This window comes from Dickeya sp. MK7, from assembly GCF_000406305.1.
GTDB lineage: Bacteria > Pseudomonadota > Gammaproteobacteria > Enterobacterales > Enterobacteriaceae > Dickeya > Dickeya fangzhongdai.
In genome coordinates this window covers 1263827-1288532 of the sequence record NZ_CM001984.1, presented here as the reverse complement: position 1 = coordinate 1288532, position 24706 = coordinate 1263827, and the positions used below count along the sequence as shown (strand labels likewise).

General features: G+C 59.1%; 21 protein-coding genes. 14 read left to right on the top strand and 7 right to left on the bottom strand.

Annotation, left to right across the window (positions count from 1 at the left end; all coding sequences use genetic code 11):
• Window positions 1-112 precede the first annotated feature (112 nt).
• Together uraA and upp are read right to left on the bottom strand one after the other, a co-directional pair.
• Entirely contained in the window at window positions 113-1402 is a 1290-nt protein-coding gene (uraA, locus tag DXXMK7_RS05745) for a uracil permease (RefSeq protein WP_038918248.1), read from the bottom strand.
• 181 nt (window positions 1403-1583) lie between these two features.
• The gene (gene upp / locus DXXMK7_RS05740; protein WP_013316936.1) at window positions 1584-2210 is read right to left on the bottom strand and encodes a uracil phosphoribosyltransferase; all 627 of its coding nucleotides are present in this window, start codon (window positions 2208-2210) and stop codon (window positions 1584-1586) included.
• A gap of 272 nt (window positions 2211-2482) precedes the next feature.
• On the opposite strand from upp, the gene purM reads away from it, so the two are divergent.
• The 11 genes from purM to speG all read left to right on the top strand — a co-directional run bounded on the left by purM (window position 2483) and on the right by speG (window position 15636).
• Entirely contained in the window at window positions 2483-3520 is a 1038-nt protein-coding gene (gene purM, locus DXXMK7_RS05735) for a phosphoribosylformylglycinamidine cyclo-ligase (protein ID WP_038918247.1), read from the top strand.
• Window positions 3520-4158: a phosphoribosylglycinamide formyltransferase gene (purN, locus tag DXXMK7_RS05730; RefSeq protein ID WP_038918246.1), complete on the top strand. Its 639-nt coding sequence runs from the start codon at window positions 3520-3522 to the stop codon at window positions 4156-4158. The genes purM and purN overlap by 1 nt, the downstream gene beginning before the upstream one ends.
• 261 nt (window positions 4159-4419) lie before the next feature.
• A complete protein-coding gene (gene galS, locus DXXMK7_RS05725) occupies window positions 4420-5418 on the top strand; it encodes an HTH-type transcriptional regulator GalS (protein WP_038661043.1) in 999 nt (332 codons plus the stop codon).
• A 432-nt stretch (window positions 5419-5850) separates the two neighbouring features.
• Entirely contained in the window at window positions 5851-6846 is a 996-nt protein-coding gene (mglB, locus tag DXXMK7_RS05720; RefSeq protein ID WP_038918244.1) for a galactose/glucose ABC transporter substrate-binding protein MglB, read from the top strand.
• 120 nt (window positions 6847-6966) lie between these two features.
• Window positions 6967-8487 (top strand): galactose/methyl galactoside ABC transporter ATP-binding protein MglA, encoded by a 1521-nt coding sequence (gene mglA, locus DXXMK7_RS05715; protein ID WP_038661050.1) that lies wholly within the window; start codon window positions 6967-6969, stop codon window positions 8485-8487.
• Between the two features lie 19 nt (window positions 8488-8506).
• Window positions 8507-9517 (top strand): galactose/methyl galactoside ABC transporter permease MglC, encoded by a 1011-nt coding sequence (gene mglC, locus DXXMK7_RS05710; RefSeq protein ID WP_038918243.1) that lies wholly within the window; start codon window positions 8507-8509, stop codon window positions 9515-9517.
• 261 nt (window positions 9518-9778) lie between these two features.
• Window positions 9779-10600 (top strand): ABC transporter substrate-binding protein, encoded by an 822-nt coding sequence (locus DXXMK7_RS05705; RefSeq protein ID WP_038918242.1) that lies wholly within the window; start codon window positions 9779-9781, stop codon window positions 10598-10600.
• Window positions 10600-11445, top strand: a complete 846-nt coding sequence (locus DXXMK7_RS05700; protein ID WP_080762631.1) for an amino acid ABC transporter permease — start codon at window positions 10600-10602, stop codon at window positions 11443-11445. The genes DXXMK7_RS05705 and DXXMK7_RS05700 overlap by 1 nt, the downstream gene beginning before the upstream one ends.
• A 178-nt stretch (window positions 11446-11623) precedes the next feature.
• Entirely contained in the window at window positions 11624-12733 is a 1110-nt protein-coding gene (locus tag DXXMK7_RS05695) for an ABC transporter substrate-binding protein (RefSeq protein WP_038918240.1), read from the top strand.
• Window positions 12726-14879, top strand: a complete 2154-nt coding sequence (locus DXXMK7_RS05690; protein ID WP_038918239.1) for a TonB-dependent siderophore receptor — start codon at window positions 12726-12728, stop codon at window positions 14877-14879. Before DXXMK7_RS05695 ends, DXXMK7_RS05690 begins: the two co-directional genes overlap by 8 nt.
• 160 nt (window positions 14880-15039) lie before the next feature.
• Entirely contained in the window at window positions 15040-15636 is a 597-nt protein-coding gene (gene speG, locus DXXMK7_RS05685; protein ID WP_049842519.1) for a spermidine N1-acetyltransferase, read from the top strand.
• 49 nt (window positions 15637-15685) lie between these two features.
• Here the strand turns inward: speG and ybbP are convergent, their stop codons facing one another.
• Window positions 15686-18118: a putative ABC transporter permease subunit YbbP gene (gene ybbP / locus DXXMK7_RS05680; RefSeq protein ID WP_038918238.1), complete on the bottom strand. Its 2433-nt coding sequence runs from the start codon at window positions 18116-18118 to the stop codon at window positions 15686-15688.
• Complete coding sequence (gene ybbA / locus DXXMK7_RS05675) at window positions 18115-18801, bottom strand: putative ABC transporter ATP-binding protein YbbA (RefSeq protein WP_033570141.1); 687 nt, start codon at window positions 18799-18801, stop codon at window positions 18115-18117. The genes ybbP and ybbA overlap by 4 nt, the downstream gene beginning before the upstream one ends.
• Here ybbA and tesA point away from each other — a divergent pair.
• The 3 genes from tesA to DXXMK7_RS05660 all read left to right on the top strand — a co-directional run bounded on the left by tesA (window position 18769) and on the right by DXXMK7_RS05660 (window position 21173).
• A complete protein-coding gene (tesA, locus tag DXXMK7_RS05670) occupies window positions 18769-19410 on the top strand; it encodes a multifunctional acyl-CoA thioesterase I/protease I/lysophospholipase L1 (protein ID WP_050570000.1) in 642 nt (213 codons plus the stop codon). The two genes, ybbA and tesA, sit on opposite strands and share 33 nt — an antisense overlap.
• Before the next feature lie 63 nt (window positions 19411-19473).
• Window positions 19474-20250 (top strand): SDR family oxidoreductase, encoded by a 777-nt coding sequence (locus DXXMK7_RS05665; RefSeq protein ID WP_038661068.1) that lies wholly within the window; start codon window positions 19474-19476, stop codon window positions 20248-20250.
• A gap of 62 nt (window positions 20251-20312) precedes the next feature.
• The gene (locus DXXMK7_RS05660) at window positions 20313-21173 is read left to right on the top strand and encodes a co-chaperone YbbN (RefSeq protein ID WP_038918237.1); all 861 of its coding nucleotides are present in this window, start codon (window positions 20313-20315) and stop codon (window positions 21171-21173) included.
• A 58-nt stretch (window positions 21174-21231) separates the two neighbouring features.
• Here the strand turns inward: DXXMK7_RS05660 and DXXMK7_RS05655 are convergent, their stop codons facing one another.
• The 3 genes from DXXMK7_RS05655 to menE all read right to left on the bottom strand — a co-directional run.
• Window positions 21232-22425: a nicotinamide mononucleotide deamidase-related protein YfaY gene (locus DXXMK7_RS05655; RefSeq protein WP_038918236.1), complete on the bottom strand. Its 1194-nt coding sequence runs from the start codon at window positions 22423-22425 to the stop codon at window positions 21232-21234.
• A 153-nt stretch (window positions 22426-22578) separates the two neighbouring features.
• Window positions 22579-23124, bottom strand: a complete 546-nt coding sequence (locus tag DXXMK7_RS05650; RefSeq protein WP_038918235.1) for a YfaZ family outer membrane protein — start codon at window positions 23122-23124, stop codon at window positions 22579-22581.
• Window positions 23125-23330: 206 nt separating this feature from the next.
• Window positions 23331-24706, bottom strand: a 1376-nt coding sequence (gene menE, locus DXXMK7_RS05645) for an o-succinylbenzoate--CoA ligase (RefSeq protein WP_071605177.1), incomplete at its 5' end; no start/stop codon positions are given.

Sequence of the window (24706 nt, the reverse complement as noted above, 5' to 3'; positions counted from 1 at the left end):
AAACCAAACAGGCAGGAAAACGGGTCAAGTTTAGCATAGAAACCTTTTGCGATTGAACCGTCAACCGGCCGCTTCGCCGCATAGCCCGCCAGCGCACCGGCGGGCCACGAGATTACTGTGCGGAAGCCTTGTCGTCCGTCTCGTCAATCACCTCTTCTTCCTTACGGAACACGCTGATGACGCGAAACAACAGGCTCAGGAACACGCCCACCACGGTTGCCAGCGCCATGCCTTTCAGCTCTACGGCGCCCAGATGGATTTTCGCGCCGCTGACGCCGATGATCAGGATCACCGAGGTCAGAATCAGATTCTGCGCCTTGTTGTAATCCACCTTGGATTCGATCAGCACCCGGATACCGGACGCGCCGATAACGCCGTACAGCAGCAGCGACACGCCGCCCATCACCGGCACCGGCACCGCCTGAATCGCGGCGGCCAGTTTACCCACGCAGGAAAGCAGAATCGCGAGCACCGCCGCACCGCCAATGACCCAGGTGCTGTAAACCTTGGTGATCGCCAGCACGCCGATGTTCTCGCCATAGGTGGTATTCGGTGTGGAGCCAAAGAAACCGGACAGTATGGTGGACACGCCGTTGGCAAACAGAGAGCGGTGCAGACCCGGGTCGCGCACCAGATCTTTTTTCACGATATTGGCGGTCACCACCAGATGACCAATGTGCTCGGCAATCACCACCAGCGCGGCAGGCAGCACCGTCAGCATCGCCACCCACTCAAAACGCGGCGTGTAGAATGTCGGCAGCGCGAACCAGTGAGCCTGGGCGATCGGCGTCAGATCCACCACCCCCATGACGAAGGAGAGCGCATACCCCACCAATACGCCGATCAGGATCGGGATGATGGCCAGAAAACCGCGAAACAGCACGGATCCCAGTATGGTTACTCCCAGCGTCACCAGCGAAATGGTGACGGTTTTACTGTCCACGTCCGTGCCGGCGGCCGGCGACAACCCAGCCATGTTCGCCGCCACGCCCGCCAGCTCCAGACCGATCACCGCAACAATCGCGCCCATCGCCGCCGGCGGGAAAATCACATTCAGCCAGCCGGTCCCGGCTTTTTTCACCAGCAACGCCACCAGACAAAACAGCACGCCGCACAGAATAAAGCCGCCCAGCGCCACTTCATAGCCCAGCGGCAACAACAGCAATACCGGAGAAATAAAGGCAAAGCTGGAACCGAGATAGGCCGGAATCTTGCCTCTACAGATAAACAGATAAAGCAGCGTGCCGATGCCGTTGAACAACAACACGGTCGCCGGGTTGACCTTGAACAGAATCGGCACCAGCACGGTGGCGCCAAACATGGCGAACAGATGCTGGAAACTCAACGGTATGGTTTGCAACAGCGGGGGGCGTTCACTGACGCCGATGGCGCGACGAGTCATCTTGTTTTCCTCTGTGTCTCAGACTGAAAAATACCGGGGGACCCGGCAGAAAGTTCAGCGCCGGCACACACCGGCGCAGAAAAAATGTCGCCATCCGTGGTATGCGCAAGAACACCCCGTCACGTCAGGAGCGGGCCGTAGCGTACGCAAAAAAAAAGCCGACTCTGCAGTCGGCTGAATATCATTTGGTACCAAACAGTTTGTCGCCCGCATCGCCCAGGCCCGGCATGATGTAGCCGTGTTCGTTGAGGCCCTTGTCAATCGAGGCGGTGTACAGCTCCACATCCGGGTGCGCTTTCTCCAGCGCGGCGATCCCTTCCGGCGCCGCTACCAGCACCAGCACCTTGATGCTGCGGCAGCCGGCTTTTTTCAGCAGATCGATAGTGGCGATCATCGAGCCGCCGGTCGCCAGCATCGGGTCCACTACCAGCGCCATGCGCTCATCGATATTGGAAGCCAGTTTCTGAAAATAAGGCACCGGTTCCAGCGTCTGTTCGTCGCGGTACATCCCCACCACGCTGATGCGCGCGCTGGGCACGTTTTCCAGCACCCCTTCCATCATGCCGAGACCGGCGCGCAGAATGGGCACTACGGTAATTTTCTTACCTTTAATTTGGTCGACTTCGACCGGGCCGCACCAGCCTTCGATGGTCACCTTTTCCGTCGCCAGATCGGCGGTGGCTTCGTAGGTCAGCAAACTGCCGACTTCAGACGCCAGTTCACGGAAACGCTTGGTACTGACATCGTGCTCGCGCATCAGACCCAGTTTATGTTTGACGAGCGGGTGTTTCACCTCGACGATTTTCATTACTCTTTCTCCCCATCGGCAGTGGACGGCCAAAAAAATCGCGGGATTATACCGCTTTTTCGAATGTACGCCATAGATTCAAGTCTGATCCAAATCAAGCCGAAACGGAAATTACCGCCAGCCGATCCGCACACCCGCCGACGGTAGTCTTCATACCGGCCTGCCGAAACCGTCACGCCGCAAAGACACTGCTCGCAAACGTTTGCTTACGCTGTTAGAATTAGCGCGCTCCATTTTTTAAACCAATCGTAACCTCCGTGGGGACTTCCGCAGTGACCGATAAAACCTCTCTCAGCTATAAAGACGCAGGCGTGGATATTGATGCTGGCAATGCATTGGTAGACCGTATCAAAGGTGTAGTGAAACAGACCCGTCGCCCGGAAGTCATGGGTGGATTGGGCGGTTTCGGTGCCCTGTGCGCCTTACCGCAAAAATACCGCGAACCGGTGCTGGTTTCCGGTACGGACGGTGTCGGCACCAAGCTGCGTCTGGCGATGGACCTGCAGCGTCACGATACGATTGGTATCGACCTGGTGGCGATGTGCGTCAACGATCTGGTGGTACAGGGCGCCGAGCCGCTGTTCTTCCTTGACTATTACGCCACCGGCAAGCTGGACGTGGACACCGCGGCCCGTGTTATCACCGGTATCGCCGAAGGCTGCAAACAGTCTGGTTGCGCGCTGGTTGGCGGTGAAACCGCCGAAATGCCCGGCATGTACCACGGCGACGACTATGATGTGGCCGGCTTCTGCGTCGGCGTAGTGGAAAAAGCCGATATCATCGACGGCAGCAAAGTACGTGAAGGCGACGCGCTGATCGCACTGGCGTCCAGCGGCCCGCACTCCAACGGCTACTCGCTGATCCGCAAGATCCTCGAAGTGAGCGGCGCCAACCCGGAACAGGTTCAGTTGGACGGCAAACCGCTGGCCGACCATCTGCTGGCCCCGACCAAAATCTACGTCAAATCGGTGCTGTCGTTGATCGAAAACGTAGACGTACACGCCATCTCCCACCTGACCGGCGGCGGCTTCTGGGAAAACATTCCGCGCGTGCTGCCGGAAGGCATGCAGGCGACCATCGACGAATCCAGCTGGCAGTGGCCGGCAGTATTCGAATGGCTGCAGCAGAGCGGCAACGTCAGCCGTCATGAAATGTACCGCACCTTTAACTGCGGCGTCGGCATGATTATCGCCCTGCCGGCGGATCAGGCGGAGCAGGCCATCGCTCACCTCAACGCCAACGGCGAAACCGCCTGGAGCATCGGCGTGATTACCCGTACCAATGGCGGAGAAACAGTGGTTATTCAGTGATGAAAAACATCGTTGTCCTGATTTCAGGTCAGGGAAGCAATCTGCAGGCGTTGATCGACGCCTGTCAGAGCGGCCGCATCACAGGGCGAATCACCGCAGTATTCAGTAACAATCCAGAGGCTTTCGGCCTGGAACGAGCGCGTGACGCCGGCATCGCCGCCCACGCGCTGTTGCCGGGCGATTACGCCAGCCGCGCCGATTTCGATGACGCGCTGGCAGCCGAAATCGAGAAATATCAGCCGGACGTAGTGGTGCTGGCCGGATACATGCGTATCCTCAGCGCCGGATTCGTGGCGCGTTTCCTCGGCAAAATGCTGAATATCCATCCGTCGCTGCTGCCGAAATACCCCGGTCTGCACACCCATCGTAAAGCGCTGGAAAACGGCGACGGCGAGCACGGCACCTCGGTGCATTTCGTGACCGAAGAGCTGGACGGCGGCCCGGTGATCCTGCAGGCCAGAGTACCGGTTTTCCCCGGCGATACCGAGCAGGACGTGCAGGAACGGGTACAAACGCAGGAACACAGCATCTACCCGTTGGTGGTGGGCTGGTTTCTGGCCGGACGGCTGGCGTTGCGCGACAATCAGGCCTGGCTGGACGGCGACGTGATTCCGGCCAGCGGTTACGCCGCCGAGTAAGCCGACGCCTTCCTTACTCGCCCTGGCGCTTTGCCGGGGCGTTTTTCTAAGTGATACTCTCCGGCGAGCGTCGCCACGCCCGGCCGCCGTCTTTCCTCCCGGATAATGACCTTCGTCACAAAGGTTACAGAATTGTATGTAACCGCTTTCATCACTGTGACCTGACTCACGCAGTCTCTCCATAACGCCTGACAGAATATGCCCGGACAGCTTGAGTGTCGGGGTCGCCCTCATGAACTTTTTCCTCTGTGGTGAGTATTGATGATTACCATCCGTGATGTCGCGCGCCAGGCGGGCGTTTCCATCGCCACCGTTTCCCGCGTGCTCAATAACAGCAGCGCGGTCACCCAACAGACGCGCGATCTGGTCCTGCAGACGGTCGAGCAGTTGGGCTACCGCCCCAACGCCAATGCGCAGGCGTTGGCTTCACAGGTCAGCGACACCATCGGCGTGGTGGTGATGGACGTGTCGGACCCGTTCTTCGGCGCTATGGTCAAGGCGGTGGACACCGTGGCGCAGCGCCTGCAAAAACATGTACTGATTAACAACTCCTATCATCAGGAAGAAAAGGAACGGCACGCCATCGAAGTGCTAATCCGTCAGCGCTGCAACGCGCTGATCGTGCATGCCAAAGCTTTATCCGACGAGGAACTGGCGGAATTCATGGAGCAGGTGCCCGGTATGGTGCTGATCAACCGGCTGCTGCCGGACTACCCGCACCGCTGCGTCTGTCTCGACAACGTCAGCGGCGCGATGATGGCGACCCGCATGTTGTTGCAGCAGGGGCATCAGCGCATCGGTTATCTTCGCTCCAGCCACCCGATAGAGGACGTGACGGAACGCCTTACCGGCTGGCGACAGGCGTTGCAGGAACAGGGTATCGAGCCGCCCGATGAGTGGATCGCCAGCGGCGAGCCGGACCTGCAGGGCGGCGAAGCGGCCATGGTGGAACTGCTGGGACGCAACCAGCAACTGACGGCGGTGTTCGCCTACAACGACGGCATGGCGGCCGGCGCGCTGATGGCGCTGAAAGATAACGGCATCCCGGTGCCGGAGCGGTTTTCGGTGGTCGGTTTCGATGATATCCCGATTTCCCGCTATACCGACCCGCGCCTGACGACCATCCGCTACCCTATTGTTTCTATGGCGAAAATCGCCACAGAACTGGCGCTAAAAGGCGCGGCCGGGCTGCTGGACCCCACCGCCCGGCACTGTTTCATGCCGACGCTGGTACGGCGGCATTCGGTGGCTCCCCGGTAAAATGTGGAGACGGTCACTAATTCATTCAAATCATCCATGTAACCGCTTTCAATCTGTGAGTAAATTCACAGTTAATTAACATTACGCTCTCTATGATGAGGGCGTACTGCGGAGAACAGGCGCCTTGTAACACGGCCATCCTGTCTGTTGAACCGTTAACCGCCACAACGGCGGAAACGTTCACACTGTTGTTTAAGAATACATCGGTTTCAGGACGCATCGGTTTCAGGACGCATTGCCAGACGGTCGCCAGCCAACAGAGTCGGTACCATCTGAAAACAGGGAAGTCAGGCTTTAAGCGGGCCATGCCCGCAAAACCGTCAGCCCGGCATGACCATGCTACGCCGACGCTTACTAACTGACAGCCGCGCTACGTCTACCCCGAGTCGTGCGGCCGGACTGAGAACTACCCTGCATAAACCCGGAGATATCATGAATAAGAAGGTTTTCACTCTCACCGCCCTGGTTGCCAGCATGATGTTCGGAGCCTCCGCCCACGCCGCGGATACCCGTATCGGCGTCACCATCTACAAATACGATGACAACTTCATGTCGATGGTGCGCAAGGACATTGAAAAAGAAGCCAAAGCCATCGGCGGCGTCGACCTGCTGATGAACGACTCGCAGAACGACCAGTCCAAACAGAACGATCAGGTGGACGTGCTGCTGGCCAAAGGCGTCAAAGCGCTGGCTATCAACCTGGTAGACCCGGCCGCTGCTGCGATTGTGGTGCAGAAAGCGAAGGCCGCCGACGTGCCGGTAGTGTTCTTTAACAAAGAACCGAACGCCAAAGTACTGGCCAGCTATGACAAAGCCTACTACGTCGGCACCGACTCCAAAGAGTCCGGTATCATTCAGGGTCAGTTGATCGCCAAACACTGGAAAGCCAACCCGTCATGGGATCTAAACAAAGACGGCACTATCCAGTACGCCCTGTTGAAAGGCGAACCGGGCCACCCGGATGCGGAAGCCCGCACCAAATATGTGGTAGACACCCTGACCAAAGAAGGGCTGAAAGTCCAGCAGTTGCAGATGGATACCGCAATGTGGGATACCGCGATGGCCAAAGACAAGGTTGACGCCTGGATGTCTGGTCCCAACGCCAACAAAATTGAAGTACTCATCGCTAACAATGACGCCATGGCGATGGGCGCGGTAGAAGCGCTGAAAGCCCATAACAAGAGCAGCATTCCGGTATTCGGCGTTGACGCCCTGCCGGAAGCCCTGTCGCTGATCAAATCCGGCGCACTGGCCGGCACCGTGCTGAATGATGCGGAAAACCAGGCTAAAGCCACGCTGGATCTGGCGAAAAACCTGGCGCTGGGTAAACCGGCTGGCGAAGGCACTAACTTCAAGATTGAAAACAAAGTGGTACGCGTACCGTACGTGCCGGTTGATAAAGACAACCTGGCGCAGTTCATGAAGTAATCTCGTCGGGGCGCAGCAACCGTTGCGCCCCTACTGTTTGGACGAATGATTTTCTCAGCCAGGCAGCCATGTTCAGCCCGGCAACGTTTCAGCCAGGTAATTATTTCGACCAGGTAAAATATGACCAGTGACACTCTAACCACTCAGCGCGAATTCCTGCTGGAGATGACCAATATCAGTAAGTCGTTTCCCGGTGTAAAGGCATTGGATAATGTCAACCTGAAGGTGCGCCCCCACTCCATCCACGCCCTGATGGGCGAAAACGGCGCAGGGAAATCGACTCTACTGAAATGTCTGTTCGGCATTTATCAGAAAGATTCAGGCAGCATTCAATTCCAGGGACAGGAAGTCGATTTCAAAAGCGCCAAAGAAGCGCTGGAGAATGGTGTATCCATGGTGCACCAGGAATTGAACCTGGTTTTACAACGTTCGGTCATGGACAACATGTGGCTTGGCCGCTATCCGAAAAAAGGGTTGTTCGTCGATCAGGAAAAAATGTATCGCGATACCAAAGCGATTTTCGATGAACTGGATATCGATATCGATCCGCGCGACAAAGTGGCCTCGCTGTCGGTCTCGCAAATGCAGATGATCGAAATCGCCAAGGCCTTCTCCTATAACGCTAAAATCGTCATCATGGACGAACCCACCTCGTCGCTGACGGAAAAAGAGGTGAACCACCTGTTCACCATCATCCGCAAGCTGAAAGACCGGGGCTGCGGCATCGTCTATATCTCCCACAAAATGGAAGAGATCTTCCAGCTGTGCGATGAAATCACCATACTGCGCGACGGTCAGTGGGTCGCCACTCAGCCGCTGGACGGCCTGAACATGGACCAGATCATCGCCATGATGGTCGGCCGCTCCCTCAATCAGCGGTTTCCGGACAAAACCAACACCCCTGGCGACGTCATGCTGGAAGTACGCGGCCTGACCTCCATGCGCCAGCCGTCGATCCGCGATGTGTCGTTCGATCTGCGTCAGGGCGAAATTTTAGGGATTGCCGGTCTGGTCGGCGCCAAACGTACCGACATCGTCGAAACGCTGTTCGGTATCCGCGAAAAACTCAGCGGTACCATCAAACTGCACGGCAAAGACATTAACAACCATACCGCTAACGAGGCCATCAACAACGGTTTCGCACTAGTCACCGAAGAACGCCGCTCTACCGGTATCTACGCCTATCTGGATGTCGGTTTTAACTCGCTGATCTCTAACATCCACAAATACAAAAACAGCCTCGGCCTGCTGGACAACAAGCGCATGAAAAGCGATGTGCAGTGGGTAATTGATTCGATGCGGGTAAAAACCCCCGGCCACCATACCGCCATCGGCTCGCTGTCCGGCGGTAACCAGCAAAAGGTGATCATTGGCCGCTGGCTGCTGACTCAACCGGAAATCCTGATGCTGGACGAACCGACCCGCGGCATTGACGTGGGCGCCAAATTCGAGATTTATCAGCTTATTTCCGAGCTGGCGAAAAAGGGCAAGGGAATCATCATCATTTCATCAGAAATGCCGGAATTGTTGGGCGTCACCGACCGCATTCTGGTGATGAGTAATGGCCTCGTCGCAGGCATTGTCGAAACCAAGAACACCACGCAGAACGAAATCCTCCGTTTAGCGTCGTTACACCTTTAATGATGCAAGGGCTGTTACCATGAAAGCTACTACTAAAAAAAGTGCGCTCACCTGGCTGAAAGACAGCGGCATTTATGCCGTGCTGCTGGTATTGCTGGTGATTATTATTATCCAGGACCCCACCTTCCTCAGTCTCACCAACCTGAGTAACATTCTTACCCAGTCTTCGGTGCGCGTGATCATCGCGCTCGGCGTGGCCGGGCTTATCGTTACCCAGGGCACCGACCTGTCGGCCGGTCGTCAGGTCGGCCTTGCTGCCGTCGTTGCGGCCACGCTGTTACAGGCGATGGATAACAGCAACAAGGTATTCCCAAATCTGGAAACCATGCCGATCCCGCTGGTTATCCTGATCGTTTGCGCGATTGGCGCGGTAATCGGTCTGGTCAACGGTATTATCATCGCCTACCTGAAAGTGACGCCGTTCATCACGACATTGGGCACGATGATCATCGTCTACGGTATCAACTCGCTGTACTACGACATCGTCGGCGCGTCCCCCATCGCCGGCTTTGACGACCGCTTCTCTACTTTTGCACAGGGATTTATCCGCTTCGGCGACTTCAAGCTGTCCTATATCACCTTCTATGCGGTGATTGCGGCGGTGTTCGTGTGGATCCTGTGGAACAAGACCCGCTTCGGCAAAAATATCTTCGCCATCGGCGGCAACCCGGAAGCGGCTAAAGTCTCCGGCGTGAACGTCTCGTTGAACCTGATTCTGGTGTACATGCTGTCCGGCATCTTCTACGCCTTCGGCGGTATGCTGGAAGCCGGCCGTATCGGCAGCGCCACCAACAACTTAGGTTTCATGTACGAGCTCGACGCCATCGCGGCGTGCGTGGTCGGCGGCGTGTCCTTTGCCGGTGGCGTGGGTACGGTCGCCGGCGTGGTGACCGGGGTTATCATCTTCACCCTCATCAACTACGGCCTGACCTACATCGGCGTCAGCCCTTACTGGCAGTACATCATCAAAGGCGGCATCATCATCTTCGCCGTGGCGTTGGACTCCCTGAAATACGCCCGTAAAAAATAACGCGCGTGCCGGACATCACACCGTCAAACCTGCCACCCCGGTGGCAGGTTTCTTTTTTTTATATGGTGCCTTTTATGTGGTGCCTTTTATGTAACGCCGCCGTCATCGATGCTTATTCCCCGCCCCTCGACCGCCTGACGAAGACCTTATTTTGCACACGCCCGCGGCTGCTATAAGATAGGGCCTTTGTGATTTCCACCGACGGGACGCGGCAAGCAGCCCCGCGTTGCCCGTTGTGACGCTAGTTTGTAGGGAAAATGGATGAAAAAACTTCTCGCACTGATGGCGCTCGGTCTGAGCGCCTGCTTCATGCTCAGCGCCGCACAGGCCGGCAGCACGCTGGATCGGGTGAAACAGACCGGCGTAGTCCGCAACGTGCTGTTCAACGACTATCCGCCATTTAGCTATCTCGACGATAAGAATCAACTGGTTGGCTTCGATGTGGACGTCGCCAACGCAGTGGCGCAGAAACTGGGCGCCAAACTGGAACTGGCGACGCCGGGCTGGGAAACCATCGTCGGCGGCAAGTGGCAAGGCCGTTGGGATATGTGCATCTGCTCCATGACCCCGAATGCCGAGCGCGCCAAAATGCTAGACTTCGCCACCCCTTACTACAGTACCTTCGCCGTACTGATCGTCCATAAGGATGAGAAAAACATCCAATCCGCCGCCGATCTGAGCAACAAGAAAGTCGGACTGGGACTGGGCTCCAGCTACGAGAACTACCTGAACAAAAGTCTGGTGATCCCAGGCGGCAAACCGATCGCCTTCCCGTTCGGCCATGTGCAGGCGGTACCCACCGATGAAGAAATGGCGTTCCGCAATCTGGCGCTGGGCCCGGGTAAACGGCTGGACGCGGTGATTTCCGATCGCATCACCGCCAAACCGCGCATCGAGAAACTGCCGCAACTGCGTATCCTGCAGCAACTGTATGCCGAGCCAAACTGGATTGCCGTCGACAAAGGCGACCCGGAATGGAGTAAAACGCTGGCCGATGCCATCGCCGCGCTGCGCGCCGACGGCACGCTGAAAGCCATCTCCATGAAGTGGTTTGGTGAAGACATCACCGGGGTCAACCCGTAATGTCGCGTTCGTCCGCTGAAACCCCGTCTCACATGCCGCCGGCGCCTGAACGCGCCGGATTTGGTTTTCGTCTGCGCGCCGGCCTGACCTGGCTGGTGCTGCTCAGCCTGCTGCTGTGGCTGTTTTCGTTTATGGATCTGGACACCGGCCTGATCAAGCAGAAACTGCCCTCCATGCTGGGGATGCATCTGTCGCCGGACGGTTTCATCCAGGGGGCGGTGCTGAGCGTCGTCATAACCATCATTTCAATGCTGTTCTGTATCCTGCTGGCGGTGATCACCGCCGCTGGCCGGCTCTCTTCCAGCGCGATCGCTTTCGGCTGCGCCACGTTTTACGTCTCGCTGTTTCGCGGCACGCCGCTGCTGGTGCAGGTGCTGATCATCTACCTCGCGCTGCCGCAGGTCGGCATCGTAATGAGCGCCTTTACCTCCGGCATCATCGCGCTGTCGCTAAACTATGGCGCCTATCTGGCGGAAACCATCCGCAGCGGCGTACTCGCGGTTCCTCGCGGTCAGAAGGAAGCCGCCATGGCGCTGGGGCTGTCGCGCTGGGTGATCACCACCCACGTAGTGGCGCCGCAGGCGCTGCGCATCATCATTCCGCCCGCCGGTTCTCAGTTCATTTCGATGATCAAAGACTCCTCGCTGGTGTCGCTGATGGGCCTGTGGGAGCTGAACTTTCTGGCGCAGTCTTACGGCCGCAGCACCTACCACTACATGGAGATGCTCACTACCGCCGCCGTCATTTACTGGCTGCTGTCCATCGGGCTGGAATTGCTGCAAGGCCGGCTGGAACGTCACTTTGGCCGCGGCTACGAACACCACGACGGTAAAAAGCCGTCCTGATACCCGCCGCTCCCCACTCGCCGCCCTGTCGCGGCGACTTTAATTATTTACATAACCTCTGCCAGCCCTGTGAAATATCAGGGCTTTTTCTTTTTTAACCCTGTTTCCGTTTTGTTTCCATTGCAAATAAAAATAATTATTATTATTTTTTTCTGCCTCATTTTTACGAGAAAAGAACATGCGCATCGTTTTTCTCTTCCTCACCGTACTCTGGTTCAGCCCGCTGACGCAGGCCAAAACCGTCACCGACATTACCGGTCGTCAGGTGGTGGTGCCGGATAACCCGCAACGCATTGTGCTGGGCGAAAGTCGCATGCTTTATACGCTGGCCTTGCTGGAACCGGGTAACCCGGCGCAGCGCGTGGTGGGCTGGCCGGGCGACATGGCGCGTTATGACGCTCAAAGCTGGGGCCGCTATACCGCGAAATTTCCCGACATAGCCCGCATCCCGCAGTTGGGTAACGGCAATCTCAACAGCGTCAACGCGGAAGCCCTGCTGCCGCTGAAACCGGATCTGGTGATCCTGCCGCGGCTGGCTAAAGGCGCCGACAACGAGCAGAGCATCCAGCAGGCGCTGGCTCAGGCGGGTATCCCGTATATCTACGTCGACCTGCGCATCGATCTGCTGAAAAACACCGTGCCCAGCCTGCGCCTGCTCGGCGACGTGCTCAACCAGTCGTCGCGCGCCGACGCGTTTATTGCTTTCTACCAGCAGCACATGGACACCGTGAAAGCGCGACTGGCGCAGTATCAGGGTCGCAAAACCACGGTGATGCTGCATCTGCATCTTGGACGCCGCGACACCTGCTGCACCACGGCGGTTAACGGCAATCTCGGCGAACTGCTGGCCTTCGCCGGCGGCGACAACATCGCCGCCGGCAAAGTAAAAGGCGTATACGGCGAACTCAGCCCGGAGCAGGCGCTGGCCGCCAGACCGGATGTCTACATCGCCACCGGCATGGCCGGACCGGACGGCAAACGCCTTTCCGACCTGATGCTCGGCCCGGACGTTGCGCCCCGGCAGGCCGCCGACAGTTTCCGCACCCTGCTGATGCAGGAACCGCTGCTTTCACACCTGAGCGCCGTCGGCGCCGGCCGCGCCTGGAGCATGTGGCACAATTTTTATCTCAGCCCGTATCACGTGGTGATGGTGGAAATGTTCGCCAAAGCCCTCTATCCGACGCTGTTTGGCGATATCGACCCGCAGCGCACCTTACAACAACTCTATCAGCAGTTTTTACCGATTGATTTTTCAGGGACCTATTGGAGTCAGTTAACACATGAATAACCTTCACTGGCAAAAAGGCTGGCCGTTGCTGGCCCTGTTGCCCTTCAGTCTTCAGGCCGCCACTACACAGGTCGATAGCGACACCGCCGCAAAAAACACGAAAAAGCAGGAAGACACGATGGTGGTGACCGCCAGTACGCCTGCAAGCGGCGCACGGGAAACCGGCTACCAGCCGCACAACGCCGTCACCGGCACCCGTACCGAGAGCCGCCTGCTGGACATACCGCAAGCCGTCAATGTGGTGCCGCAGCAGGTACTGGAGGATCAGGCGGTCAGAAGTCTTGATGAAGCGTTATACAACGTCAGCGGCATCACCCAGGCCAACACCCTCGGCGGGACGCAGGACGCGGTGATGAAGCGCGGTTTCGGCGATAACCGCGATGGTTCCATCCTGCGCGACGGCATGCGTTCAATTCAGGCGCGCAACGTCACCCCGACCACCGAGCGGGTGGAAGTGCTGAAAGGACCGGCATCCATGCTGTACGGCTGGGGCGAGCCCGGCGGCATGATCAACATCATCAGTAAAAAACCGGAGTTGGTGCAGAAAACCCATATCGAAGGCTGGAACAGCAGTTTCAACGGCGGCGGCGGTCAGTTGGATGTCACCGGCCCGCTCGGCACCTCCGGTCTGGCTTATCGCATGATTGTCGATCACGATGAAACCGACTACTGGCGCAACTTCGGCCGCAACCGCCAGACCACCATTGCGCCGTCGCTGATGTGGTACGGCGAAAACACCACCGTGCGGGTGTCCTACGAGCACATGGAATACCTGACGCCGTTCGATCGCGGCACCGTGATCGACAGCCGTACCGGCAAACCGGTCAATACCCCGCGCGAACGCCGGTTTGACGAAACCTACAACGCCACCCGCGGCGATCAGGACACGCTGACCTTCCAGATGGAAAGCGCCATTAGCGATCGCTGGAAAACCAAGCTGAATTACGCCTACAGCCGTAATACCTACAACGATAATCAGGCGCGCGCCACCAGCTATAACGCCACTACCGGTATCCTGACTCGTCAGGCTGATGCCACCGCCGACGCCCGTAGCCAGTCGCAGAATGTGCAGTTGACGCTGAATGGCGATATCGACTGGGGCAGCATCAACCACCAGTTGCTGTTTGGCGTGGACCACGAAGCCGACCGCACTTATCGTGGCGATATGCTGCGCAGCACCAGACGCTATAGTTTCAACGTCTATAACCCGGTCTACGGTTTGCAGCCGGCCTCCACCACCGTCAGCGCGGCGGACAGCGACCAGCGCGAAAACGTCGACAGTACCGGCGTCTTCATGCAGGATGCCATTCGTTTCAACGAACACTGGATGCTGCTGGGCGGCGTGCGTTACGACCATTTTGATGTGATGTCTGGCAAAGGACGTCCGTTCTCTACCAATACCGACGGTTCCGACAGTCGACTGGTCCCCCGCGCCGGCGTGGTCTACAACCTGAACGCCTGGTCATCGCTGTACGCCAGTTACAGTGAATCGTTCAAACCCAATACCTCGATCGCCACCCAGATTGGCTCAATGGCGCCGGAAACCGGCAAGTCTTATGAGGTGGGCGCCAAGCTGGATCTGCCCAACCGCGTTACCGCCAATCTGGCGCTGTTTGATATCCAGAAGCGTAACGTAATGGTGAGTGAGTTGGTGAACGGAGAAACCGTCACCCGCACCGCCGGCAAGGTCCGTTCGCAAGGGGTGGAAATGGATGTGGCCGGCAAACTGACCGACAGCCTGAGTCTGATTGGTTCCTACGCCTTTACCGATGCCCGCGTTACCTCTGACCCGGACAATCAGGGCAACGAAATGACCAACGTGGCGCGCCACACCGCCTCGCTGTTCCTGACCAACGACTTCGGCAATCTGGGCCTGCACGCCGGCGACGATCTGCGCGCCGGCATCGGCGCCCGCTACGTCGGCCGTCGCCCCGGCGACGCCGCCAACAGCTTCTTCCTTGACGACTACACCGTGGCTGACGCCTTTGTGACTTACAGCGTGCCGATCAACGGTTACAAGGTGAAGTGGCAGCTCAACGTCAAGAACCTGTTCGACAAAACCTACTACCCGTCGAGCGGCAACAACCTGCGCGTGGCGATTGGCGACCCGCGTGAAGTGGTGTTGCGCGCCAGCGTCGACTTCTAATCATCGGAACCACTCATCCGAACCGCGCAGCCTGCATCAGGGCTGCGCATCTTTCCGCTCTTTTCTTCCGCTCTTTCCTTCCGCACTTTCGCCGCCAACCGATTGACCCGTTCCGGCAAGCTGGTTAACGTCACGCCATAGCCCACAATCCGGATACCTTATGCCAGACATCCATGAGCCCAACATCCATGAACCAAACATCGATGAAGTCGTGCGCCTGCGGCCGCTGGAGCGCGACGATCTCAGCTTCGTCCATCAGTTGGACAACAATGCCAGCGTCATGCGCTACTGGTTCGAAGAGCCTTACGAAGCGTTTGTCGAACTGAGCGACCTGTACGACAAGCACATTCACGACCAGAGCGAACGCCGCTTTATCATTGAGCACGACGCCATCAAGGTCGGGCTGGTGGAACTGGTGGACATCAACCATATCCACCGCCGGGCTGAATTTCAGATCATCATCGACCCGGCGCATCAGGGGCGAGGCTATGCCAGCGCCGCCGCCCGGCTGGCGATGGACTACGGCTTTTCGATTCTGAATCTCTACAAGCTCTACCTGATTGTGGACAAAGAGAACCAGAAGGCGATCCACATCTACACCAAGCTTGGGTTTGAGGTGGAAGGCGAGTTGATCCACGAATTCTTCATCAACGGCGAATACCGCAACACTATCCGTATGTGTATTTTCCAGCATCAGTATCTGGCGAAATACAAAAACCCCGGCGGCAAAAACGGTGAAGGCACCATACCTCGTTAACCGCGACCCCGCTTGGCCGCGCGGCGGTAAAAAACGCCCGAGGTTAACCTCAGGCGTGATAACGCCTAAACAACGCATTGCCGCGCAGCAACCGCAGCCCCAGCCAGCCGCCGTACAGCGACAGCAACAGCGCCGCCAATACCGGCAATCCGCCCCACAGCCACATATTCGGCTGCCACGGAAAATCGAACACTTTGCGCTGCAACAGCCATAACGCCGCTTCCGCACCCAGCGCCGCCGCCATGCCGGCGGACAGTCCCAATACCGCAAACTCCCACCACAGCGTGGCGCGCAACAAACGCCGGCCGGCACCTAGCGTGCGATACACGATCAGTTCCTGACGCCGCTGACGCATGCCGACCTGAATCTGCGCCAGCAACAACAGCGCGCCGCAGAACAGCACCAGCACCACCATCACCTCCAGCGCCAGACCGACCTGCTGCAACACGGTGCCGATCTGCTTCAGAATGGCGCCGACATCCAGCACCGTCAGCGTCGGGAACTGACGGTTCAGTTGGGTGATCAGCGTATCGCCGCCTTCATAGCGGAAACTGGTCAGCCACGACTGCGGCTGGCTATCCAGCGAGCCGGGCGGAAAAATGAAGAAGAAGTTCGGCCGCAGACTTTCCCAGTCCACCTGCCTCAGGCTGCTGATCGTGGCCTGAAACGGCTGGGTATCGCCGGTGAAGGTCAGCGTATCGCCTATCTTCACCCCAAGACGTTGCGCTACCCCTTGCTCGATCGACACCTCGCCCGCTTTCGGCGGCCACTGCCCCGCCACCAGCGGATTACGGTCCGGCAATTGGCTCAGCCAGGTCAGGTTCAGTTCCCGGTTGACGGTTTCCCCGCCGGGATCATCCTCATGCACCAGATCGGTGGCCCGCAGCCCTTTGATTTCCGTCAGACGGGCGCGAATGATCGGGTAGAACGTTTCCGGTTTCACCTGGTGTTGCGCCAGAAAATCCGTTACCGGCGACACCTGATCGGCGCTGATATTCAGCACGAAGTAATTGGGGCTGCCGGGCGGCAACTGCTGCTGCCAGCGGTCCAGCAAATCGCCGCGCAACAGCAACAACAGCGCCAGCAGCATGAAAGACAGCGAAAACGCCGCCAACTGGCCCAGCGTCACCCACGGCTGACGCAGCAGGCGATTAATGGCGAGACGCAGCGACAGCGTTTTCAACGTCAGCCGGCGAAGCAGCAACAGGCTGCCCCAGCCAATGCCGCCCAGCAGCAGCGACAGCGCCAGCATACCGCCCAGCAACGACCACAACAGCGCGCCGCCGCCGGACAGCACCACCAGCAAGCCGATCACCACCGCCAACACCACCGGCAGGTAATAGCGCAGCGGCCAGACGTTCGCCACCACATCCTGACGCAAAACCCGCAGCGGTTGGGTCGCCAACAGTTGCCGGTAAGGACGAATCCCCACCAACAGCGAAATCAACACCAGCGTACCCAGCGCCCAGCCCCACGGCCACAGCCCGGCGGCCGGTAATTCGCCGGGCAACACCGGTGAAAGCGCGCGTATCAGCAGCGCCTCAAACCCTATTCCCAGCAGGCTGCCGCACAATGCCGACAACGCCAGCACCGATACCCACTGCCCGACGATCAACCGGCGCAGCGCCTGCCGCCCGGCACCCAGCGTTTTAAGCACCGCCACCAGATCGTAACGGCTACGGCAGTAATGCCCCATCGACACCGCCACCGCCGCCACCGACAGCAGCAGGGTCAACAACGCCGACAACAACAGGAACTGCTGGGAGCGTTGCAGGGATTTGCCCAGCGCGCTCTGCGAATCTTCCATGCCGTACCAGCGCTGATCCGGCTTCAGCTGCGGTTTGATAACGTCGCTGAAACGGGCGATTTGCGACGGCGTGCCGGCAAACATGTAGCGCCAGGTAATGCGCCCGCCCGGCTGAATAGCGCCGGTTTTTTCCACGTCCGCCAGATTCATCAGCACCCGCGGCGCCGTCTCGAACGGGTTAAAGCCGGCATCCGGTTCCTGCACCAGTTCCCCGGCGATGGTCAATGTGGTATCCCCGACATCCAGCCGGTCGCCCACCTTCAACCCCAGCAAGGCCAGCAGACGCGGCGCGGCCAGCACCATACCCGGCGTCACCCGTAGCCCGGCCGGCTGGGTTTTCAGCTCGCCATACAGCGGATAACGCTCGTCAGTGGCTTTAACCTGCGCCAGTTGCGCATTGTCGCCCGCGTAGGTCATGGTCATGAACGACACCTGCCGGCTCTGCGTCAGCCCCTGCTGCTGCGCCTGTTGCAGCCAGCTTTCATCCACCGGTCGGGACGCCCGCAGCACCCGGTCGCCGGCCAGGAAATCACGGCTCTGCTGGCTCAGCCCTTTCTCCATGCGATCGCTGATGGAACCGAGCGCCAGCACGCAGGCCACCGACAGCGTCAACGCCAGCCATACAATCAGTAACGACGGCGAGCGCCACTCCCGCCAAAACCAACGCCAGATCATGCATCCTCCCACAGTTTGCCGTCGCGCAGCCGCAGGCAACGTTCGCAGCGCGCCGCCAGTTGTTCGTCATGCGTCACCAGAATCAGGGTGGTGGCAAAGTCACGGTTGAGGGAAAACAGCAGGTTGGCGATACGCTCGCCGGTCTGGCGGTCCAGATTGCCGGTCGGTTCATCGGCGAACAGTACCCGCGGCCTGCCGCTAAATGCGCGCGCCAGCGCCACACGCTGCTGCTCGCCGCCGGAAAGCTGCGCGGGCAGATGCTGCAATCGCGCGCCCAGACCGAGCTGCTGCAACAGTTGCTCCGCCTGCTGGCGGCTGTGGCGATCGCTTTCCCCCCGCAGCAACGCCGGTAACTGCACGTTCTCCAGCGCGGTCAACGTCGGCACCAACATGAAAGACTGGAACACGAATCCCACGTCCTGCGCCCGCAACGCCGCCCGCCCTTCCTCATCCAGCCGATCCAGTCGCTGCCCAAGCAGCGATACCTGTCCGCTGCTGCCGTCATCCAGCCCGGCCAGAATTCCCAGCAAGGTGGATTTTCCCGAACCGGATTCGCCCACCAGCGCAATGGTCTGAGCAGGTTTGACAACCAGCTCAACTCCGGTGAGGATGGAGAGCTGGTGTTCCCCCTGACCAACGTGCTTACTAAGATGATGAACTTCAAGAATGTTTTCCGCTGGCATATCGTTGTCCTTCTATTCTGGGGCCTGTTCAGTCTACGCGCCTTCGCGGCGGATACGTTGCTGGTACTGGGCGACAGCCTGAGCGCCGGCTATCGTATGGCGGCGAATCAGGCCTGGCCCACGCTGCTGGACGCGACCTGGCAGTCTCGTTCCCCCGCGCCCAAGGTCCGGGTGGTGAACGCCAGTATCAGCGGCGACACGGCAACGCAGGGGCTGGCGCGACTGTCCACATTGCTGCAACAGCACCAGCCGCGCTGGGTGTTGATCGAGCTGGGCGGCAATGACGGCCTGCGTGGTTTTCCCCCGCAGAACGTAGAGCGGGATCTCGCCGGCATCATTACCCAGGTCAAGACGGCCAACGCCCAACCGTTGCTGATGCAAATCCGCTTGCCAGCCAACTACGGGCGGCGCTATACCGAATCGTTCAGCGCCGTTTATCCACGCCTCGCCAAAACGTTTGATATTCCGCTACTGCCGTTTTTCATGGAGCAGGTTTATCTCAAACCGGAATGGATGCAGGATGATGGCATCCATCCCAACCGCGATGCCCAGCCGTTTATCGCCGGATGGATGGCAAAACAGCTCGACCCCGTTATTAATCAGCACTGAGTCGATAAAGACTAACAGTTAACCACGACTCTTGATATTTAAGCGTTTTCGTTAGGTAAAGTTATGCAAAAAGCGGTTTTGATTACTGGTTGCTCCAGCGGTATTGGCCTGATTGCCGCTCAATGTTTGCAACAACGCGGCTATCGCGTACTGGCGGCCTGCCGCCGTCATCAGGATGTGGCGCGCATGAACTCGCTGGGCTTTGAAGGGATCGATCTGGATCTCGACAGCAGCGCCAGCGTCAGGCAGGCCGCCGACGTAGTCATTACCCTGACCGGCAACCGGCTCTACGGCCTGTTCAACAACGCCGGTTACGGGCTGTACGGGCCGCTTAACACCATTTCCCGTCAGCAACTGGAACAACAGTTTTCCAGCAACCTGTTCGGCACGCATCAGTTGACCCAGCTGTTGCTGCCCGCCATGTTGCCTCACGGCGAAGGGCGAATTATTCAGACCAGTTCGGTGATGGGGTTGATTTCCACTCCGGGGCGCGGCGCTTACGCCGCCAGCAAGTACGCGCTGGAAGCCTGGTCTGACGCGTTGCGTATGGAACTGCACGGCAGCGGTTTGTGCGTATCGCTGATCGAGCCCGGCCCGATCAGCACCAATTTCACCCACAACGTGGATCAGGCGCAGCAGGATCGACCGGTCACCAATCCCGGCATTGCCAGCCGCTTTACCCTGCCGCCGGAAGCGGTGCTGCCCAAACTGATTCACGCGCTGGAAAGCCCGCGCCCGAAACTGCGCTACCCGGTGACGCTGCTCGCCCACGGCATTACCGTACTGCGCCGCCTGTTGCCGGGCCGCGCGCTTGATCACCTGTTGCGGACAAAATCCTGATTCGGGGTTGAAGTGGCGGACATCGCCCCCATTAATGGCTGAAACGGCTAAGAGAGAATGACATGTTAGAACAACACGCCAACGTGATTGATATCAACGAGACCAACCTGCATCAGGTGCTGGAACAGTCCATGAACGCCCCGGTGCTGTTCTATTTCTGGTCCGAACGCAGCACCCATTGCCAGCAACTGGAGCCGGTGCTGGACAAACTGGCGGCGGAATACGCCGGTCAGTTTATTCTGGCCAAAGTGGATTGCGACGCCGAGCAGCGCGTGGCGGCCCAGTTCGGCCTGCGCGCCATCCCGACGGTCTATTTGTTCAAGGACGGTCAGCCGGTGGACGGTTTTCAGGGGCCGCAGCCGGAAGAGGTGATCCGCGACCTGCTGCAGCGAGTGCTGCCGAAAGCCGAAGACCTGAAACTGGCGCAGGCTCAGCAACTGATTCAGGAAAACCAGTTAAAAGAAGCCGCCGTGCTGCTGAAAGACGCCTGGCAACTGGACGCCAAACGCAGCGATATCGCGCTGTTACTGGCGGAAGTGCAGATCCAGCTCAACCGCACCGATGACGCGCAAGCGGTGCTGGACACCATTCCGTTGCAGGATCAGGACACCCGTTACCACGGGCTGGTAGCGCAAATCGAACTGATGAAACAGGCGGCGGATACGCCGGAAATTCAGCAATTGCAGCAGCAACTGGCGGCCTCGCCGGATAATCAGGAGCTGGCGGTGCAGCTCAGCCTGCAACTGCATCAGGTCGGGCGCAACGAAGAAGCGCTGGAACTGTTGATGGGAATGCTGAAGAAAGATCTGACCGCCGCCGGCGGCAACGCCCGTAAAACGCTGATGGATATCATGGCCGCGCTCGGCACCGGCGATGCGCTGGCTGCCCGCTATCGCCGCCAGTTGTATTCGCTGCTGTACTGAGCCCGACCATAACGACGGGGGCCGTTGCCCCCGCGTTCTTCGCCTCACCGATTGCGGCTTACAACGTCTCCAGCACGCTGATCCAGCCATGACCGCCATACACCGGCCAGCCATTGAGCCAGCGGCGCAGCATGTTCATCGCCAGCATCGCCACCACATCCTGATGGGTTTTACGGCTGTAGCGTCGCACATTCACCTGAATCGTCTGGGCGAATGTCCCTACGGGGGTGTGCAACGCCAGCATCAGCACACCGTCATCAGAACGGCCGACGTACAGCGCCAGTTCCGTTTGCTGACGCTGCGCCAGCGTTCGGGTCGCCTCGGCGACGGCCGCCAGCGTCAACGCCTCGCTTTCCACCCGCAAGTCGCCGCCGGATAGCGGTACATCCGCCTCACGCAGTTGCCAATTGAGCAGACCGGCGGTGAAGTCCTCACCCACCGTCAGGCGCAGCCCGCGTTCGGCCAGACGGCGCGCCAGTTGCGCCGGCAGCCCGTCAGTGCCTTCAAAAATCGCATTTTCGCCGGCAACGTCGCGCACCGTTTCCCACACGGCTTCCATCTCCGCACGCCGTGTGGCCGGGCCGGTCAGCTTCAGTTCGATAATCGGCATGGAGGAGCGATACCCCAGCACCACGTCCGGCGGCAGCGGCAGGCTGTCGAGCTGGCTGGCAAGATCGCTTTCAGAGCGGCCGAACGTGGTCAACCGCAGGCACAGCGGCGGTTCGCCGACGGCAAAACGCTGACGCAGGCGCGGCAGAATCTGCTGCTCCACCATCACTTTGAATTCGGAGGGCACACCGGGGGTGAAAAACATCAGGCACTTGTTCAACTGCATCGCAAAACCACAGGCGGTGCCGACCGGGTTATCCACCAATTCAGCGCTGGCGGGCAATTGCGCCTGTTTGCGGTTGCTGTCGGCCATGACCCGGCCACGTTCGACGAAGAAGGCTTCCATGCGGGCGATCCATTCGGCATGCTCGACCAGCGTTTCTCCGGCGGCCGTGGCCGCCGCCAGCGAGCTGAGATCATCGCTGGTCGGCCCCAACCCGCCATTGACGATCAGCACATCGGCGATCTGACTGCGCTCGGTCAACGCGGCCACCAGCTCTTCCAGCTTATCGCCCACCGTCATGCGGCTGGTCATCGGCACGCCCTGTGAAAACAAGTAATCCGCCAGCCAGGCGGCATTGGTATCCACAATTTGGCCGTGCAGCACTTCATCGCCGGTACATAACATCTCAACCCTAAGCATCCGCGTTACTCCTTATGATGGTTTCACACCACTTTAGAAATTCGACGCCATAAACACAATGACGCTCTCCGTCCGCTAAAAAAACGATCTGTAAAAAAACAAAGGCGTGATAAACACGCCTTTTGTTTTTGTCTGCCAGCCGATGTCGGGGAATCAGAAATTCAGTCCCACGCCAACGTAAGCGGTATCCGCTACGCGGTTGTCGTTGCCGTCTTCGCCGGACGCCATGTTGATGTAGCGATAGCCAACATCCAGCGACAGTGGGCGGAACGGCTGCCAGCGCACGCCGCCGCGGGCTTCCACATAGTGGTCCACATGGCTGGAGAACGCGTCCGGCGAGTAATAACCTTCACCGTACAGGGAAACGGAGCTGGTCACCGGCACCTGCAACCCGCCGCCCAGCGCGACGCCATAGCCATCTTTAAAACGGTTCTGGTTCAGGTAAAGCCCTTTGGCTCCCACTTTAAGCGACGCGTTGCTCAGCGCGAAGGTATAATCCAGACCGGCGCTGTAGACGTCATTGCTGTGTTTGTCATCATGGCTCCAGCCGGCATTGCCGGACAGGCCGGGCACACCCAGACCGAAACCGGCGCTGGCGCCCGTATAGTCACGACCCGCTTCCCCGGAAATACTGATGGCATGAGCGGAAACAGTCGCCAGCAGCAAACTTCCCGCACAAGCAATAACCCACTTTTTCATTTCTATAATCCTTAAAGACAAATAAGTTAAACGCGCACAACACCGTGATGTTAACACGCATTTTACCTAAATCTTCAGCAGCCAAAAGCATAAATAACCGACGAATGATGCTGTCGCGACAAAAAACAGGGCATTTTGCTCTTCCCGACCGAACGCGTCGATGACCGTTCGCTCCGCCATGCTCGCGCAGTTCCCCGTCACGCCAATCAGCGCGGCTGCTGCTCCACCCAGGTTTTCACCTGCTGTCGGGATACCTTGATCCCGCCGTTTTTCAATGCAGCCGGCAGCAGGTAACACGCCACCGGACGCTGAAATCCCGCCAGCCGGGACTGCCACCATGCGACCAACCGGGACAGCGGCAAGGCGTTTTCCACTTCGACGACCGCCACCGGGCGCTGGCCGAACTCCGGATCATCCACCGGCACCACGCAGGCATAGGTCACATCCGGATGCTGTAGCAGAACCGCTTCCACATCTTCCGGCTGAATCCCCTCGCCACCGCTGAAGAACTGGTTATCCAGCCGCCCCAGAATTCGCCATTCATGTCCATTCCACTGGCCGCGATCGCGGGTATGAAACCAGCCTTGCTCATCAGTGAGCGGGCTAAGTCCGCCTTCGCGCCAGTATCCCGCCGCCAGACAGCGGCCGCGCAGCAGAATTTCTTCGCCCTCCAGCCGTATCTCGCGTCCCGCCAGCGGCAACCCAACGCCGCCGCCGGCATCCGCGCGCTTGGCGCATACCGTGGACGCCAGCTCCGTCAGGCCGTAACCGCACCAGCAACGGATGCCCCGCGCCTCCGCCTGTTGAGTCAGTTCCGCCGGGATCATCGCGCCGCCCAACAACACCGCCCGCAGGCTGATCGGAGAACGGTTCTGCGACAGAAGACGCCAGAGCTGGGTAGGAACCAGCGAGGCGTGAGTACACACTCGCAAGGCAACATCCAACGGCTGGTCCGGCCTGACCACCAGCGATGCCCCGGCGGCCAGCCAGCGCCAGACAATCCCTTGTCCGGATACATGAAACAGCGGTAGCGACAGCAACCAGCGATCGCCCGCGCTGAACGCCATCAGCGCCAGTACGCCTTCGGCGCTCACCAGATGGGCTTCACAGGTGTGCACCGCCGCTTTCGGCATGCCGCTGGAACCGGACGTCAGCGTCATGGTCGCCAGCCGTTGCGCTTCCCACGGCAGCGCCGGCAGCACGTCATCCGACGACGACGCCGACAGGCTCAGAGGAATGATGCTTTGCGGCCACGCATACCCATCTACGCTCAGCCCATACTCAATATTCAGCGCGGGCAACAACGCATCCAGCAGCGTATCGGGCAGTTGCGGATTCAATGGCAACAGACGCGCCCCGCACTGCAACAGCGCCAGATAACAGAACAACATATCGGTACTGTTTTTGCCGCGTAGCGCCACCCCCATGCCTGGCCGCACCCCCTGACGAACGAAACCGGTCGCCAGTTGATTCAGATGACTCGCCAGTTGCTGCCAGCTCCAGATCCCGTCGTCGTCCATCAGCGCCGGCGCCATCGGCTGGGACGCAGCCCAGCTTCGCCAGGGCCAGTCGGTCAGGCTTG

What these genes read in the sequence shown, in the direction of transcription:
- uraA (WP_038918248.1), bottom strand. Translation starts at nt 1,402, where the DNA reads ATGACTCGTCGCGCCATCGGCGTCAGTGAACGCCCCCCGCTGTTGCAA.
- upp (WP_013316936.1), bottom strand. Translation starts at nt 2,210, where the DNA reads ATGAAAATCGTCGAGGTGAAACACCCGCTCGTCAAACATAAACTGGGT.
- purN (WP_038918246.1), top strand. Translation starts at nt 3,520, where the DNA reads ATGAAAAACATCGTTGTCCTGATTTCAGGTCAGGGAAGCAATCTGCAG.
- galS (WP_038661043.1), top strand. Translation starts at nt 4,420, where the DNA reads ATGATTACCATCCGTGATGTCGCGCGCCAGGCGGGCGTTTCCATCGCC.
- mglB (WP_038918244.1), top strand. Translation starts at nt 5,851, where the DNA reads ATGAATAAGAAGGTTTTCACTCTCACCGCCCTGGTTGCCAGCATGATG.
- mglA (WP_038661050.1), top strand. Translation starts at nt 6,967, where the DNA reads ATGACCAGTGACACTCTAACCACTCAGCGCGAATTCCTGCTGGAGATG.
- mglC (WP_038918243.1), top strand. Translation starts at nt 8,507, where the DNA reads ATGAAAGCTACTACTAAAAAAAGTGCGCTCACCTGGCTGAAAGACAGC.
- DXXMK7_RS05705 (WP_038918242.1), top strand. Translation starts at nt 9,779, where the DNA reads ATGAAAAAACTTCTCGCACTGATGGCGCTCGGTCTGAGCGCCTGCTTC.
- DXXMK7_RS05700 (WP_080762631.1), top strand. Translation starts at nt 10,600, where the DNA reads ATGTCGCGTTCGTCCGCTGAAACCCCGTCTCACATGCCGCCGGCGCCT.
- DXXMK7_RS05695 (WP_038918240.1), top strand. Translation starts at nt 11,624, where the DNA reads ATGCGCATCGTTTTTCTCTTCCTCACCGTACTCTGGTTCAGCCCGCTG.
- DXXMK7_RS05690 (WP_038918239.1), top strand. Translation starts at nt 12,726, where the DNA reads ATGAATAACCTTCACTGGCAAAAAGGCTGGCCGTTGCTGGCCCTGTTG.
- speG (WP_049842519.1), top strand. Translation starts at nt 15,040, where the DNA reads ATGCCAGACATCCATGAGCCCAACATCCATGAACCAAACATCGATGAA.
- ybbP (WP_038918238.1), bottom strand. Translation starts at nt 18,118, where the DNA reads ATGATCTGGCGTTGGTTTTGGCGGGAGTGGCGCTCGCCGTCGTTACTG.
- tesA (WP_050570000.1), top strand. Translation starts at nt 18,769, where the DNA reads ATGATGAACTTCAAGAATGTTTTCCGCTGGCATATCGTTGTCCTTCTA.
- ybbA (WP_033570141.1), bottom strand. Translation starts at nt 18,801, where the DNA reads ATGCCAGCGGAAAACATTCTTGAAGTTCATCATCTTAGTAAGCACGTT.
- DXXMK7_RS05665 (WP_038661068.1), top strand. Translation starts at nt 19,474, where the DNA reads ATGCAAAAAGCGGTTTTGATTACTGGTTGCTCCAGCGGTATTGGCCTG.
- DXXMK7_RS05660 (WP_038918237.1), top strand. Translation starts at nt 20,313, where the DNA reads ATGTTAGAACAACACGCCAACGTGATTGATATCAACGAGACCAACCTG.
- DXXMK7_RS05655 (WP_038918236.1), bottom strand. Translation starts at nt 22,425, where the DNA reads ATGCTTAGGGTTGAGATGTTATGTACCGGCGATGAAGTGCTGCACGGC.
- DXXMK7_RS05650 (WP_038918235.1), bottom strand. Translation starts at nt 23,124, where the DNA reads ATGAAAAAGTGGGTTATTGCTTGTGCGGGAAGTTTGCTGCTGGCGACT.